The 13,736-nt window shown below is 68.7% G+C and carries 10 protein-coding genes; 5 read left to right on the top strand and 5 right to left on the bottom strand.

What is annotated here, in order from left to right; genetic code table 11:
* Positions 1-205 precede the first annotated feature (205 nt).
* The 3 genes from ACWBNA_RS08655 (at position 206) to ACWBNA_RS08645 (ending at position 5,304) form a co-directional block, all read left to right on the top strand.
* On the top strand, positions 206-1,069 hold the full coding sequence (locus tag ACWBNA_RS08655; protein ID WP_482703645.1) for a leishmanolysin-related zinc metalloendopeptidase: 864 nt from the start codon (positions 206-208) through the stop codon (positions 1,067-1,069).
* A gap of 346 nt (positions 1,070-1,415) precedes the next feature.
* Complete coding sequence (locus tag ACWBNA_RS08650) at positions 1,416-3,269, top strand: peroxidase family protein (protein WP_482703644.1); 1,854 nt, start codon at positions 1,416-1,418, stop codon at positions 3,267-3,269.
* A gap of 1 nt (position 3,270) precedes the next feature.
* Positions 3,271-5,304, top strand: coding sequence for a trypsin-like serine peptidase (locus tag ACWBNA_RS08645; protein ID WP_482703643.1), 2,034 nt, complete (start codon positions 3,271-3,273; stop codon positions 5,302-5,304).
* A gap of 195 nt (positions 5,305-5,499) precedes the next feature.
* On the opposite strand, the gene ACWBNA_RS08640 is transcribed toward ACWBNA_RS08645, so the two are convergent.
* Together ACWBNA_RS08640 and ACWBNA_RS08635 are read right to left on the bottom strand one after the other, a co-directional pair.
* Positions 5,500-6,207 (bottom strand): DNA alkylation repair protein, encoded by a 708-nt coding sequence (locus ACWBNA_RS08640; RefSeq protein WP_482703642.1) that lies wholly within the window; start codon positions 6,205-6,207, stop codon positions 5,500-5,502.
* A gap of 140 nt (positions 6,208-6,347) precedes the next feature.
* Entirely contained in the window at positions 6,348-7,343 is a 996-nt protein-coding gene (locus ACWBNA_RS08635) for a helix-turn-helix domain-containing protein (protein ID WP_482703641.1), read from the bottom strand.
* Positions 7,344-7,598: 255 nt separating this feature from the next.
* Here ACWBNA_RS08635 and ACWBNA_RS08630 point away from each other — a divergent pair, with 255 nt between their 5' ends.
* Both ACWBNA_RS08630 and ACWBNA_RS08625 read left to right on the top strand, forming a co-directional pair.
* Complete coding sequence (locus ACWBNA_RS08630) at positions 7,599-8,741, top strand: sulfite oxidase (RefSeq protein ID WP_482703640.1); 1,143 nt, start codon at positions 7,599-7,601, stop codon at positions 8,739-8,741.
* A 514-nt stretch (positions 8,742-9,255) separates the two neighbouring features.
* Positions 9,256-10,806 (top strand): pectate lyase family protein, encoded by a 1,551-nt coding sequence (locus ACWBNA_RS08625; protein WP_482703639.1) that lies wholly within the window; start codon positions 9,256-9,258, stop codon positions 10,804-10,806.
* 312 nt (positions 10,807-11,118) lie between these two features.
* On the opposite strand, the gene ACWBNA_RS08620 is transcribed toward ACWBNA_RS08625, so the two are convergent.
* The 3 genes from ACWBNA_RS08620 to ACWBNA_RS08610 all read right to left on the bottom strand — a co-directional run bounded on the left by ACWBNA_RS08620 (position 11,119) and on the right by ACWBNA_RS08610 (position 13,694).
* Positions 11,119-11,841, bottom strand: a complete 723-nt coding sequence (locus tag ACWBNA_RS08620) for a DUF4232 domain-containing protein (protein WP_482703638.1) — start codon at positions 11,839-11,841, stop codon at positions 11,119-11,121.
* A 345-nt stretch (positions 11,842-12,186) separates the two neighbouring features.
* Positions 12,187-12,645 carry a nuclear transport factor 2 family protein gene (locus ACWBNA_RS08615; protein WP_482703637.1) on the bottom strand — a complete coding sequence of 153 codons (459 nt, stop codon included), beginning with the start codon at positions 12,643-12,645 and terminating at the stop codon, positions 12,187-12,189.
* Positions 12,646-12,863: 218 nt separating this feature from the next.
* Positions 12,864-13,694, bottom strand: coding sequence for a transglutaminase-like domain-containing protein (locus ACWBNA_RS08610; protein ID WP_482703636.1), 831 nt, complete (start codon positions 13,692-13,694; stop codon positions 12,864-12,866).
* Positions 13,695-13,736 lie beyond the last annotated feature (42 nt).

Below are 13,736 nucleotides of genomic sequence, written 5' to 3'. Positions count from 1 at the left end.
GCAGTGGTGAAACCAACGGTGGATGCGTCAACTGGCGAAGCGATGATGCTGCCCGGGCAGCACGGTTGCGGACCCCCGGGAGTCCCGCGCTCCGACCGGGCAGCCAAGCGACCAGAGGCGGGGCGTCGACGCGCGCCGGTCACCCGTTCGACCTAGCCTGTGAAAGGGGGTGACTCTCATCGGATGCGAGGCAAGGAGATCCGCGATGAGCAAAGTCACCACTGGCACCTTCAAGACGTATCGAGCGGTGGCCGACTTCCAACGCGCCAAGGAAATCGCCAACACCACGTCCCCGTTCACCATCGAAGTCCGCTTCCTCGGCGGACTGACGGCACATCAGCAGGACGCCTTCGCGGCAGCCGCCGATCGCTGGGCCCAGGTCATCGTCGGGGACCTCGACACCGCTGTCGTCGGCGATGACATCATCGACGATCTGCTGATCGAGGCGGAAGGCGTCACGATCGACGGTCCTGGCGGCATTCTGGGCATGGCTGGACCCACCGACTTCCGTGACGGCACCGCCCAGTCCGGTCCGCGGCTTCCCGCGAAGGGCGTGATGAGGTTCGACTCCTCGGATCTGGCGAAGATGGAGACTGACGGCACGCTCGTCGACGTCATCACCCACGAGATGGGGCACGTACTGGGCATCGGGACCCTGTGGAAGCCCTTCGGCCTCCTCACGGGAGCCGGCGGCCAGGACCCTACTTTCACCGGCCCTGGCGCCCAGGCGGAGTTCGCCGCACTCGTCTCGGAGGCCCAGCCGGTACCGGTACCGGTCGCCAACTTCGGCGGACCGGGCACCAGGGACAGCCACTGGCGAGAAGCGGTGTTCGTGAACGAACTCATGTCACCGTTCATCTCGGGCAGCAACAACCCCTTGAGCCGGATGACCGCGGCGAGCCTCGGTGATCTGGGCTACCAGGTCGACCTCGACGGCGCCGAGCCGTACACACTCCCGGACCTGCTCCAAGTCGCCCGGTCCGGTGGACTCGTACCGCACACCGCGCCAGTCGGCGACGGCATCATGCTGCCCGCCGTGCCCACTCAGCTGCCTGCCACAACGCCCTGACGGACAGCTGCTCGCCGCCCGAGCGGAGGTGATCCGGGCCGGCCTCGCCGGGAGTGAGAATGGCGTTCTCCACTTGCTCAACTTGCTCCATTGCTCCATTGCTCCACTTGCTCGATGTGGCGGAAGGGCGGCGGCCCCTCGGCCGTCGACGAGCGGTCGACAGACCTTCGGCAGGGCGTCGACAGCAGGTTCCGGGTGCGCGGAGTGGTCCGCTGGTCCGGCTGCCCAGATCGTCGACGCCTTGGTCTTCCCCTCCCCGTTTTCACGGTCCTTCGTCGCCACCCCCTCCACCTGATCAGCGAGAAAGCGGGCGACGGTTCCTCACAACCGCCCAAGGAGTACCGCGATGAGCAAGCTACGACACGCCGCACCACGTTCCGCGAACGGATACCGTACGTCGCTGCCCTGGCGAGTCGTCACCGCCGGCGCCGAATACGTGGACCGGCGCATCGGCTGGGACAGACTGCCCGTCATACCTGGCCTGCTGACACTCCTCGGCCTGCGCGTGAAACTCCGGCAGAAGAACCTCCACGACACCGGCCACCTGCCCTCCGCCAACCTGCCCGATCCCGCACCCCACTCCGAGGCCCACAAGGTCAACCGGACCCCCGACGGCAGCCACAACGACCTCGACGAGCCTCGGATGGGCATGGCCGGCACCCGCTTCGGCCGGAACATCCCGCTGGACCGGATCGCTGCGGCCACGCCCGAGGACGTGCTGTCCACGCCGAACCCCCGTGAGGTCAGCCGCGCCCTGTTCACCCGCGACGAGCTCACCCCGGCCGAATCGGTCAACTCGCTGGTCGCCGCGTGGCTTCAGTTCATGGTCCGCGACTGGTTCAGCCACGGGACCGGCCCCACGGAACGGCCCTGGGAAGTACCCCTCGTGGACGACGACCCGTGGCCGGAACACCCCATGCGGATCATGCGGACACCGGACGACCCGACCCGCGACCCGCAGGCACCCGCCGGGACGCCCGACACCCGGGTCAACGTGTCCTCCCACTGGTGGGACGCGTCGCAGATCTACGGCACGAACGAGTCCGAACAGCGCCTGATCCGCGCCGGCGAGCTGGGCAAGCTGCACGTGTGGGACGACGAGCGATCCCCGTTCCCCTCGGACCCGTCCCGTGACCCCTCACGCATCCCCGGCTTCTGGCTGGGTCTCGCCATGATGCACGACCTGTTCGCTCGTGAGCACAACGCGATCTGCGACCACCTGCACGGCGCGTACCCGTCCTGGAACGACGAGGAGCTTTTCCAACGAGCCCGACTCGTCAACGCCGCGCTCCTCGCCAAGATCCACACCGTGGAGTGGACACCGGCCGTGATCAGCCACCCCACCACCGTCAAGGCACTGCGCGCCAACTGGTGGGGCCTCGCCGGCGAGCGCGTCCACAACCTCTTCGGCCGGATCAGCGACAGCGAGGTCGTCAGCGGCATCCCCGGCGGCGAAACGGACCACTACGGCGTCCCGTACTCCCTCACCGAGGAATTCGTGGCCGTCTACCGCATGCACCCGCTCATCCGCGACGAGTGGCATCTGCGTTCCGCCGCCGACGACACCACGCTGCGCCACTGCACCCTGCGCGACATCTCGGGCCCCGGGGCGCTGAAGGCCCTGGAGACCACCGAGATGACCGATCTGCTCTACAGCTTCGGCACGCTCCACCCCGGACTGGTCAGCCTGCACAACTTCCCCAAGTTCCTCCAGGAGTTCGAGCGCCCGGACGGACATCTGCAGGACCTCGCCGCCACCGACATCCTGCGCACCCGGGAACTCGGCGTCCCCCGCTACAACGACTTCCGGCGGCTGCTGCGGCTGAAGCCCGCGGCGAACTTCCTGGAACTGACGGAGAACCGCGCGTGGGCCGAGCAGATCCGGGAGCTCTACGACGGCGACATCGAGAAGGTCGACCTTTTGGTCGGGCTGTACGCGGAGAAGCTGCCGGCCGGATTCGCCTTCAGCGACACGGCGTTCCGCATCTTCATCCTGATGGCCTCACGCCGGCTGAACAGCGACCGCTTCTTCACCGACTACTACACCCCCGAGGTGTATTCCAAGGCCGGTATGGCCTGGATCGACGACAACAGCATGATCACGGTACTGCTGCGTCACCACCCGGAGCTGCGCACGGCTCTCGCGGGGCTGACGAACGCCTTCGTGCCGTGGCACACCGCCGGAAGGAAGGTGACCTGACATGGCAGCCACGGAGAGGTCCCGCGAGGAACGGGAGCGCCAGGCCGCGGCGGCCGCCGCGCGGTACGACGAGACCGGCGACCAGCGACGTGCGGTCGAGCAGCGGCAGGACGCCGGCGTCTCCTTCCCGGATTCGCAGGAAGCGCTCGCGGCGCGCGCGGCCCGACTGCTGGACCGGCATGCGGTGCCCGCCGCCATGGTGGTGGAGGCCGTCCGGGCGGAACCACTGGCTCCGCCTGCCGCGTACGAACGCATCCTCGGGGTGTCCAAGGATCTGCAGGCGTGGAGCTTCCTGCCGCGCGGCGCCCGGGCGGCCCGTACCGTCGCCCGGATCTCGGTGCGGGAGAACGGCCGCGAGGTGCCCCTCGGCACCGGCTTCCTGGTCTCTCCTGGCCTGCTGATGACCAACCATCACGTGCTCACCGACGCGGAGGCCGCCCGGCAGTGCTTCGTGGAGTTCGAGGCCCAGGTCACCGTCGACAACACACCGCAGCCGGTGACGCGACTCGAACTCGACCCCGACGCGTTCTTCGTCGCGGACGCACGCCTCGACTTCGCTCTGGTGCTGGTCGCCCCCGGCCCGGACCAGCGGCCGCCGGGAGAGACGTTCGGCTGGAACCGGCTCAGCGCCCAGACGGGAAAGCTGGTGATCGGCGAGCCCGTCAACGTCATCGGCCACCCGATGGGGCGCCTGAAGGAGATCGCCCTGCGCGACAACATGCTTCAGGTGCGTCTCGACGACTTCCTCCACTACAGGACGGACACCGAGCCCGGCAACTCAGGCTCTCCCGTCTTCAACGACCAGTGGGAGGTCGTCGCGCTCCACCACAGTGGTGTGCCCAGGACCGACGACCAGGGCCGCATCCTGCGCCGTGACGGACAGGTCTGGCAGCCCGGTGACGGCGACGACGCCATCGACTGGGTGTCCAACGAAGGCGTACGCATCAGCTCCATCCTGAAGCACCTTGCCGCCTTGCCCCTCACCTCCCGGCAGCAGGCGCTGCTGGCCGAGATGGGCCCGGAGTCCGGGCTGCGCCTCGCGGAGGCCGCCGCCGGTCCGGTGACGGCTGTCGCTCCCGCCGCCGCAACGCCACACCCGGCCTCCGAAAGGGCCACCGCGCGCGTGGGCCTACGCGCCCGGGACGGCGCGTTCGGCGGCAGACGGCATCTGGTCTTCCTGCACGGTCGCTCCCAAGAAGGCCAGGAGCCCGAGAAACTGCGCCGGAAATGGGCGGCCGGTCTCAACCAGGGACTCGTCCACGCCGGGCTCCCCCCGGTCGACCCGGCGGACGTCTGGTTCCCCTACTACGGCGACAGACTGGTGCAGTCCCTGACCGCGCACGAGGCCGTCCCCCACGTCGTCGAGGCGCCGACCGCCACGGCGGCGGAGGTGGTCGCGCCCGCCACCCCCAGCGGTCGCGCGGTGTACGAGGAGATCCTCGGCGAGGCGGCCACGAAGTGGAACATGCCGTACGAGAGCCAACTGGCCACCGAACGGATCGGCCTGGGCGACGTGGTCGGAGCCCTGCAGAAGCGGCTCAGCTGGCTGGCCGCCAGGAGCGACCTCGACGCATGGGCCATCGCCCTGGTCTTCCGCGACGTGGCCGCCTACCTCGACGACCGGCGCATCCGGGACGAGGTCCTGGACTGCGTACTGGAGACCATGCCGGACTCGGGAGACGTGGTCCTCGTCAGTCACAGCCTCGGCACGGTCGTCGGCCTGGACCTCACCACCAGGCTGTCCCCCGGTGTGAACCTCGTCCATCTGACCACGGTGGGGAGTCCCCTCGGCCTGGACAGCGTGTACAACAGGCTGCTCGTCGGCGGGCCGAAGCGTCCGGACATCGTGGCGGACTGGCTCAACGCCTGGTGCCCGACCGACGCGGTGGCCATCGGATGCCCGCTGGGCGACGACTGGGCTGACGGACTGACCGACCTCGCCGTCATCAACGCCCGCGACCGGGCGCACAGCATCGTCGAGTACCTCGCACACGCCGAGGTCGCCCGGTCGATCGCCGGCCACCTCAGCGGCTGAACCTGCACCACCGAGTTCCCTGACGGCTTCAAGGCTTCGCTGTCTTGGGGCCGTCCGGTTCCAGGTCAGTGGGCGGCCGTCCCACGTCCGACAGCGTCTCGCGGACTCGGGCGTCGACGAACCGGGTCACGAGATGCTGGGCAGCGCCCAAAATGGCCCCCCATCGCTCTGGAACGGACAGCCAACAGGCGCACGTCAAGAACGGCTGTCGAACAACCGGGCCCGCCGGTCCGGCGCCAGGCGCTCGGTCGCGTACCGCACAGTGGTCCGCGGCAGTTCGGCGAGATTCCGGTCGAGGAAATCGACCATCACCTGCTCGTCCCGGCGGCCGATCTCCCTCAGCATCCACCCCAGTGCCTTGTGGATCAGCGGCTCCGGATCCCGGCGCAGCCTGAGCACCAGTCGGAAGGTCGGCTCGAAGCGGCCGGCTCGGATCAGTGCCAGCGTGGCCAGCACGGCGATCCTGCGGTCCCACAGCCGCGATGACCCAGCCAGCTCGTCCAGTACGTCCAGTACGTCCGGCGGTCCTGCCAGCAGCCACGGCCCCAGCACGACATGCGCGGAACCATCGACCAGATCCCAGTTGTCCACGCAGTTTGTGCGTGCCAGATAGAAATCGACCAGCGCCTTCAGGTCGGCACCCCGCGCACCGCGCACCTTCTCGGCGAGGACCAGCAGACCGGCGAACCGCTCCTCGTGCACCCGGCTGTGCAGCAGGACGTCCACGTCCTCCAGTGACAACGCCCCGTACTGCCGGGCCAGTCCGCGCATCACCGGAACACGTACGCCGAGCAACTCGTCGTCGTCCACGGGGGTGAGCACCCGCACCAGCTGCGCCCGGACTTGGGGCTCCGCACGATTCCTCAGCTCGGACCGCAATGCGCTCAGGGTGCCAGTCGTCATGCTGACGGACGCTATCGCCCGAAGTCCGTACTCGCAGCCCCGTCCCGGCCGACGGGACACGGGATCTGCTGCAGGCTGGGCATCCCGGGCCTTGGGGAAGGAACGAGGCGGCAGCAGTCGGACAATCCACGGTCGCTCGCTCAGCGGTAGCGTTCCCCGGCCTTCCCGCCACCGTCGGCGTCCGTTCGGCGAAGCTCGCTCGGCGGGATGCCGTAGACGGTGCGGAACGCTCGCGTGAAGTCGGGCGGGCGGGGAAAACCCCAGCGGGCGGCGACGGTATGGATCGGCATCGCACGCAGGGCAGGGTCGGCGAGGTCGCGGCGGGCGTTTCCCAGCCGCTGGTCCCGTATGTACGCGGCCACACTGACGCCCTCGGCCTGGAAGAGGCGGTACAGATGGCTGCGCGAGATGTTGTGCGCGGCGGCGATCCGGGCGGGTGTCAGTTCCGGGTCTCCCAGATGCCGGCGGATGAACGCCTTGATACGCAGGACCAGCGTCCGGCTGTGGGTCTCTGGAGGCATCAGGAGGTCGGCGTCGAGGGTGTGGGCGAAGAGGGCGGTGACCAGATCAGCGACGACGGCTCCCAGTCGGGGCGCGTCCTGCGGCTGATACGAGCCGGTGTCCGAGACAAGCTGGAGGAGGAATTGCGACAGCAGCCCGCCGACTCCCTCACGGCCCGATATCTGGCGCCCGACCGCCTGATCGGCCCGGCCCGCAGGCAGAGCCAAGAGCACCCGGGGGAGCTCCACTCCGACGATGGTCACCGGTTCGGAGCCGGTGAACACCTCGAACGACCGTGACGAGGTGCTGATGTGGATGTCGCGGTTCCGGTACGTGACCTCCTGTCTGCCCCAGGTGGCCCCGCCCTCTCCCCGCAGCAGGAGGGAGAGGTGGTAGACCTCGGGATCGGACTGGCGGACGAGCTTCGGCGTCCGGCGGAAGACCAGGGAATCGAAGGTCGCCGGCCACACTGTGACATCACCGAGCTGGATCAGGCGCTGGTGTCCGCGGTAGTCCGCCGCACGCTCACTGGACAGGTGCATGGGAGCGTGCGTCCGGCCCATTCGCTGTGTCCACGCCTCGAACCGCTCCCCCGCGGGCAGATCCTTGGTGCGGAATACCGACTCGTGCAGCATCGCCGCAGTCAATCACAGCGAACAGGCACGGTCGCGCGGGGAGTTCGACATTGGAGGACACCTCTCTCGTACCGTCTTCGCACACCGCCAGGACCAGTGGCACGCCTTCCAACGGAACCGTGCTTCCGACGGCGGGTCACGTCACGGTACTGCTCACCTACCGGCGGCGCCCGCGCCACCCGGCCCGGCTCGGGTCGGAAACCGGACCACAACCCAGAGGGTGCCCGGCTCGGCCGCCGGGAGCACCATGGAGCCATGGACAGTCGCACGGGCCAGGCGGACGCACATGGATCACTGGACGACGTCAGCACGCCGGGGCGCGTCGCCGACCCCGCCGAGGGCATCAGTCACGAGGAACTCGCCCTCGCGGCCCGCAACCACGGCCTTCCCCTGGAGGCCTTGCGCTACGACGTCACGCCCGCCGGGCTGCACTACATCCTGACCCATTACGACATCCCGGTCCTGGACGCCGCCACATGGACGCTGACCGTACGCGGCCGAGTCCGTACGCCCCTGACGCTGGACCTGGCGGCTCTCCGGTCCTTCCCGTCCGTCACCCACCGGGTGACCATGGAGTGCGCAGGCAACGGACGGGCCCAACTCACCCCGCGTCCCGTGAGCCAGCCCTGGCTGGTCGAGGCGGTCGGCACCGCCGACTGGACCGGCGTACCGCTGCGGACCCTGCTCGACGAGGCCGGCGTGGGACAGGAGGCCGTGGAGGCGGTCTTCACGGGAGCCGACCACGGCGTGGAGCGCGGCGTGGAACAGGACTACCAGCGCAGCCTGTCCCTCGCGGACGCCACGGCCACGGCCCCGGAAGTCCTGGTCGCGTACGAGATGAACGGCGCTCCGCTCCCCCCACAGCACGGGCACCCCGTGCGCCTGGTGGTCCCCGGCTGGTACGGCATGGCCCATGTGAAGTGGCTGCGCGACATCACCCTCACCGACACGCCGTTCGCGGGCTTCCAGCAGACGGTGGCGTACCGCTACCGACAGTCCCCCGACGAGCCGGGCACCCCCGTCACCCGGATCGCGCCCCGGGCGCTGATGATCCCGCCCGGCTTCCCGGACTTCATGTCCCGCACCCGGGTCGTACGTTCCGGCGCGGTGCGCCTGGAAGGCCGCGCCTGGTCCGGCCGTGCTCCCGTCACCAGGGTCGAGGTCAGCACGGACGACGGCCACAGTTGGCGCGACGCGGAACTCGCCCCACCGGACAGCCACTCCTGGTCCTGGCGGCACTGGCACGCGCCCTGGACGGCCGTCCCCGGCACCCACGTCCTGACCGCCCGCGCCACGGATGCCGAGGGCGACACCCAGCCGGTCAACCAGCCCTGGAACCGCGGCGGCTTCGGCAACAACGCGGTGCAGCGCATCGCGGTGCTCTGCGTACCTCGATGACCTCAACGGCGTCGATGGCCTCGCCGTGTGGCGGTGACAAGTGCGCGTCTCGTCGTCTGCCGAGCGGTCTCCGATGCGGCAGGTGAGAGCCGCCAGGGCAGCCGCCACCCCACTCTGTCGCGTTCATGTTCATGAATAAGAATCAAGTACACGTCTATTGACGTGTCCGCAGCAAGCGCTTAGCTTCCAAAGAAAGCGCTTGCTCCCGCCGCGAAGCGGCATCCCACCGTCCGGGCCGTTCACGTTCTCGAACCGACCGCATCGTCGCACTCAGAGGCCGCCACAGAAACCAGAAAGGGGTAGCCACACACCTCACGGTGGCTTCGCGGCGGCGCTGAAGGACCTCGACGGCCGGGCGACAGCGCACCACCGACGCGCTCACGTCGAGCGAAGCACGCACTTTTGGCCGATCAGCGAACAGCCCAGCGGTAGTTCGGCGATCTCGACGGCCCGCCGAACGATCACGGTACGTAGCAGCGACACCCGGCATGCGAAGACGAATGGGGAGGCGAGGATGAGACGTTCAGTCGCACTGCGACTCTATGCGGCGCTGGCCACGACGGCCGTTGCGGCCGCGACCGGTGCGGTGCTGTCGATACCGGAGGCATCGGCAGCGACCGGCAGCGCCACCGGCTACGCGACCCAGAACGGCGGCACCACCGGCGGTGCGGGTGGGCAGACGGTGCGGGCCACCACGGGGACCGCGATCCATGCGGCACTGTGCGGCCGGGCAAGCAGCAGCACCCCGATCACCATCGAGGTCGAGGGGACCATCAACCACGGCAACACCAGCAAGGTGTCGGGGAACAGCTGCAACACCGCCGCCGGTGTGATCGAACTCAAGGAGATCAGCAACGTCACGATCATCGGGGTCGGCAGCGGAGCCGTCTTCGACCAGTTGGGCATCCACATTCGCGACGCCAGCAACATCGTCATCCAGAACGTGACCGTCCGGAACGTCAAGAAGTCCGGCTCGCCCACGTCCAACGGCGGTGACGCCATCGGCATGGAGAGCAACGTCCGCAACGTCTGGGTCGATCACACCACCCTGGAGGCGTCGGGCGGCGAGTCGGAGGGGTTCGACGGCCTCTTCGACATGAAGGACAACACCCAGTACGTGACCCTGTCCTACAGCATCCTGCGCAACTCCGGCCGCGGTGGCCTGGTCGGGTCCAGTGAGAGCGACCTCTCGAACGGCTTCATCACGTACCACCACAACCTGTACGAGAACATCGACTCCCGCACGCCCCTGCTGCGAGGCGGCACAGCCCACATCTACAACAACTACTACGTGGGCCTCAACGAGTCCGGCATCAACTCCCGCGCAGGGGCCCGCGCCAAGGTGGACAACAACTATTTCAAGGACTCCAAGGACGTCCTGGGCACCTTCTACACCGACGCGGCCGGCTACTGGCAGGTCAGCGGCAACACCTTCGACAACGTGACCTGGTCCAGCCCCGGCAGCGAGAACAACCCCGCCGGCCCCAATCCGCAGTCCAACACCACGGTCAGCATCCCTTACGCGTACAGCCTCGATGGTGTCGCCTGCGTTCCGGCCATCGTGGGCCAGACGGCAGGCGCCAACAAGGGTCTGCAGGTGTCGAACGGCAGCTGCTCGCCACAAACACCGACACCGAGTCCGACCGCGACAGCAACCGCGACACCGAGCCCGACCACGCCGGGACCGACCCAGCCCAGCGGGACCAATCTCAGCATCGGGGCCGGCTCCGACGGCTCCAGCAAGGCGGACGGGACGAGCTACGGCAACGTGCGGGACGGTGATCTGGGCACCTACTGGTCGCCGGCCGGCTCGACCGGCTCCATCTCGATCAAGTGGGGCTCCTCCACAACAGTCTCCGCGATCAACATCCGAGAGGCGGCAGGCTCGGCAGGCAGCATCGGCTCCTGGAGGGTCGTCAACGCCGACACCGGCGCCGTCCTCACCTCCGGCAGCGGGGCGGGAGCCATCACCTTCCCTCGGACCTCGCTGCAAAAGATCTCCTTCGAGATCACCAGCTCGACCGGCACGCCGAAGGTCGCCGAGTACGAGACCTACGCCGGGTAGCAGCGCGGCGGTCCCGCTGCCGCCCGGGGCCGGCATCCCCTTGGATCGCCGGCCCCGGGCGGCAAACGATCACCGGGGAAGGGTTCCGCATCCCCGCCTCCGTCACCTCCCGATGTACGCCGGGTACCAAGAGTCGACGACGTTGCAGGAAGCGGGAGCTGAGCACTTTCCGGAGCTCGGGCCGTTCCGCGCGGACGGTGACCTCGCCGGCGCGCCCGCCACCTGCTCGTGCGTGAGCGGCGAGCCGCCACCGGTGTACCGCATCGGCATCTCTGCGAACCCCCAGCCCTCGGAAGGTCACATCAACGTCCGTCACTTCGACATGATGAAGTCCAGGGCATAGCCGGAGGCAGTCGTCCAGTAGGTGACAAGTTGACCGTCGTCCGCGTACAACGTGTCGACGGGCATGGGGACGTCGATCGGCTCGCCGGCCTTGGTGCCGAGCTTGCTGCCGTGGAGGGTGAGCGTGATGCTCTTCGCCTCGTATTCATCCCTGGCGCCGCCGGCGACGAGCAGAGCGGCGTGTGCTTCCTCACCCGGAGCGATGGTCGTGGGCTCCCCCGGGTCCGTGGTGCTGTCCTTGATCACGGGGGTCGGGGCCTGGGCGTCACCGAGCTCTATGTAGGGATAGTGGTAGACGTTGCACTTCTTGTCACCGACGTTCTGGACGGTGATGAGGAGGTGCTTGGCGTCCTTGCTGTCCGCGGGCTCCGTGGTGGCGGAGACCCCGAGGTGGTCCGCGGTGCAGGCGGCGATGGTGCCACTGTTCTCGTTCCCGCCGCCGTTGTCGTCGCTTCCGCCGGTGTCACCCGTAGCGCCGTCCGGCTTCGCCGAGGCCGTCCCGGTCGCGGTCTCAGCCGGCTTCGACGAACTCGTCGTGCTGGGCCGGTCCGAGGGTTTGGCGTCGTCCGAGCCCTCGGCCGCGCCCGGCTCGCACGCCGTGGACGCGAGCAGGGCGGCCACTGCCGCGGCCCCGAGGACGTAGGACTTCCAGCCCCTGGGGCTCTTGTGGTTCCTGCGGGCAGCAGCATTCATGATGTTCCCCCGTTGTCGGCCGTACGCGGCCACTGTCGACGCTCGATGCGAACAGGAGTCTGCACCAGGAATCACCCTCAACGCGTTGCCCCGTAAGTCTGTTACCGATCACGTACACGGAGGGGGCGGTTCCGTCAGAAGGTCACAGACATGGCCGACTGGACTGCTCAGACTCGGCCGACGGAACTGCTCCATGGGCAACAAGGTCGTTGTTGATGGCGTCGACGGGACCGTCCCCGCGGGGAGAACCGCTGGTGGGGCGCGAACCGCTGGGCGGGGTCGGGGAGTTCCTCACATTGCTCCGGCGTCGTCGCCGGGGCACTCGGCGCGCGGCCACCCGCGCCCTCACGGGGCGCAGGCCTCGGCGATCGAGAGGCTGTTCTCGTAGAGGTGGTGCCGGGTGATTCGGCCGTCCTCGACGGTGAGACGCAGCGCGAACGGGCCCTCGAAGGACTTCCCCGTCGCACGTACGGTCCCCGACAGGTGCCCCATCAGGACGGCGTCGGTGCCGTCGACGAGGAAGGTGTCGACGGAGGCGCGCGCGTCCTCGGGCACGGTGTGCTCCATCAGCTCCGTGAACTGAGCGGCGCATTCGGCAGCGGTGGACCGCGGGCGGATCCACGGGACGGCGGGGTTCTCGGCGAGCTGCCAGTCGACCTCGTCGGCGAAGAGCGCGACGAGCCGCCCGGTGTCCCCGGCCACCCTTGCGGCAAGGAACTCCCGCACAACGGACCGGGTGGCCTCGGCGACGGAAGCCGCGGCGAGGGTCGACCTCGCCGGGTTCGTGGACGACTTGACGGACATGGCGCTCTCCTCGCGACTGCGGCTGGATCCCGGCGGGGGCCCCGCCGATGTGCCTGATCCTGCCCGGGGGAAGGAGGAACGGTCGATTACCCCGGAGGTAAGGGCGTGCATCCGGTGCGTTGAAGTCGGTGAGGCAGGCGGCAGAACAGGCTGCCACGACCTGAGCAGCCGGGGACTGGCGCGGGCGCCGGCGCTCCGCTGCCGGTCCCCGGTTCGGCTCATCCGCCCATGCCCAGAGGAACGGCCAACTCCTCCCGGGCGAACAGTCGGGTCAGAGTCGGCGGATCGTCTGTGGAGCAGGCATCGGCGACCTCGTCGATGAGCTGGTCGTAGTCGGGACCTGTCTTGTCCTCATAGGCGTCAGTCATACGGCCCCATTCATCCCAGTTGAGCATTTCCCGCTTGCAGAGCGCCGCGAGGTCGCGGACGGCGTTGCCGCTGATCTCGGCCGGTCCCCAGGCGAAGTCGACACCGGCCACCCCGAACTTCTGGCCGTCGACCAAACCCTGGCGGTACTGAACCCATGCCTCGCCGCCGGTCAGGAACTCACCCACAGCGAGATCCTCGGGATGCTCGACATATGTCTTGCCGAGGTGTTCGGTGTCGACGCGCACCCAACGCCGCTGGTCGGCGTTCCAGTACTCGGTGATCCAGTGGTCGACGCCGCAGCCCTCCAGGAAGTAGGTCCCGAAGCCGCACCGGGCCCGCGAGGGGATGCCCCTCGCACGCAGGAATGCGCATGCGACGGTGGCGAAGTGTCGGCACGTGCCGATCACCCGTGTCCTGGGGGTGCGAGCCTGGTGCAGCGGAGACGGATCGATGGCGGTCAGAGCGGCGATCAGCTCGCTGACCGGCCGGATGTTCTTCTCCGCGAGCCGTACCCCGGGGATCCCCACCGCGATGGCGTCCGCGGGCTGAATGACCAGGCCCTGCGCGGCGGCACAGATACCGACGGGGTCGTCCGGCAGGCTCTCGATGAGCTGGAGTTGCGTCGCGTCCAGGCTCGTGAAGGGCCCGGGATGGGAGTAGTTGAGCACGTCATCGGCCATAACCGGGCATGGTATTCGGCGGGACAAAATCCGTGGCCGCGA

The organism is Streptomyces sp. Q2, from assembly GCF_056820935.1.
The sequence above is the reverse complement of the archived record's forward strand: the minus strand, read 5'-3'. Positions and strand labels throughout refer to the sequence as shown.